At 65.9% G+C, this 1,889-nt stretch carries 1 protein-coding gene; it reads right to left on the bottom strand.

From position 1 onward, the window contains the following. On the bottom strand, positions 1 to 1,889 hold a 1,889-nt coding region (locus A5744_RS05895; protein WP_139331250.1), incomplete at both ends, for a condensation domain-containing protein.

The raw sequence follows: 1,889 nt of genomic DNA, 5'->3' as shown, positions 1-1,889 counted from the left end.
CAACGCACCACGAACGCCAACGAATGCCATTGCGACCAAACCCGTTTCGCCAGCTCGAGGTGATCGGGGGCGGCGTCGGTGAGCATGTATGTGGTGCGTTCGCTGGGGTAGTTCGGGTCGATAGGCAGGTAGGCCGCGCCGGTTTTGGAGATGGCCAGCAGCGCGGTGACCAATCGGGTGGAGCGGGGCAGTGCGACCGCGACGATGGTTTCGGGTCGGGCTCCATAGGTGGTCAGCTGGGCGGCGAGATGGTTTGCCCGAGCGTCGAGTTGGTGATAGGTCAGGGTCTCGTCGTCGTCTTCGACTGCGAGCGCCTGGGGTGTGCGGGCGGCTTGGGCGGCGAACAGTTCTGGCACGCTGCCGCGCGGTATTGGGGTGGCGGTGTCGTTCCACCGGTTCACGACCTGGTCGCGTTCGACCGCATCGATGATCTCGATCTGATCGATCCGCCGCTCCGGATCAACCGAGACCGCGTCGAGGACCCGTAGGTAGTGGTTGGCGAACTTCTCGACGGTCTCGTGGTTGAAAAGGTCGGTGGCGTATTCGATGGTTCCCGGGATCGGTTGTGGTTCTCCCGGCGTGGGCGGAAGTTCGAAGAGGTTGATGGACAGGTCGAACTTCGCAGTGTGGGTGGAAGCAGGAAGCACGTCGACGCCAAGCCCGGGGAATTCGACCGTCGGCAGCGGGTTGTTCTGCAGCGCGAGCGACACCTGAAACAGCGGGTGATTCGCGGTGGAGCGGGATAGGTTGAGCGAGTCGACCAGCCGCTCGAAGGGAGCGTCTTGATTTTCGTAGGCGGCCAGTGCCTTGCTGGCTACCTGCTGGAGGAGCTGCCCAAACGGCGGATTGCCCGAGGTCGCCACCCGCAGCACCCACGTGTTGGCGAAGAACCCGATCAGGTCGGTCAGTGCGTCGTCGGTGCGCCCGGCGATCGGCCCTCCGATTGTCAGGTCGTCACCGGCGCCGAGCTTGCGCAACAGCACGGACAACGCCGCCTGTAGCACCATCGACGTGGTCGTCCCGGTCTGGCGCGCCAGTTGCTCGATCCGGTTCCGCAGCGGCGGGTCGATCGCGAACGCCACGATCTCCCCCCGAAACGACCGCTTCGGTGGACGAGGCCGGTCGAACGGCAACGAGATCCGTTCTGGCGCCCCCGACAGCTCACGGCGCCAGTACGCCAACTGCCGGGACAGGACGCTGTCGGGGTCGTCCTCGCGGCCGAGGACTTCTCGCTGCCAAAGGGTGTAGTCCGCGTACTGCACCGGGAGCGGTGTCCAAGTCGGAAGCCGCCCAGCGCGCCGCGCGGCGTATGCCGCGGCCAAATCCCTCGCGAGCGGCACAACCGATGCCCCGTCCCCGGCGATGTGATGGATGACCAACACCACCAGATGCTCGGTCGCTGAAACCCGAAGGAGGGTGGCCCGGATCGGGATCTGCGTCGCCAGGTCGAACCGGTGTTCGGCGGCTGCAGCCACCGCTGCGGCCAATTCTTGCCGGTCGGACACCTCGCGGGCGACCACCGGCGAGGCCACTGTCTCGGCGGGCAAAATCTGTTGCCACGGGGTTCCGTCGGCCTCAGCGAACACCGTGCGCAGGCTCTCGTGGCGGGTCACTACATCGCCGATCGCCGCGGTCAATGCCGCCGTATCCAGCCCGCCGGTGAACCGGATCGCCAACGGGATGTTGTAGGTCGCCGAGGGACCCTCGTATTTGTAGATGAACCACAGTCGGGTCTGTGCGAACGACAACGGCAATCGCGGCGGCCGTTGCCGCGGCATCAGGGGCGGCCGCATCTGGTCGCGGGCATGCGTCGCGATCCATTGGGCGAGTTGGGTGACGGTGGGGGCGTCGAAGATTGCTCGGATGGGGATTTCGACGTCGAGTTCGGT

Source organism: Mycobacterium sp. IS-1264, from assembly GCF_001954195.1.
Lineage (GTDB): Bacteria > Actinomycetota > Actinomycetes > Mycobacteriales > Mycobacteriaceae > Mycobacterium.
This window is presented reverse-complemented; position numbering and strand designations above follow the sequence as displayed.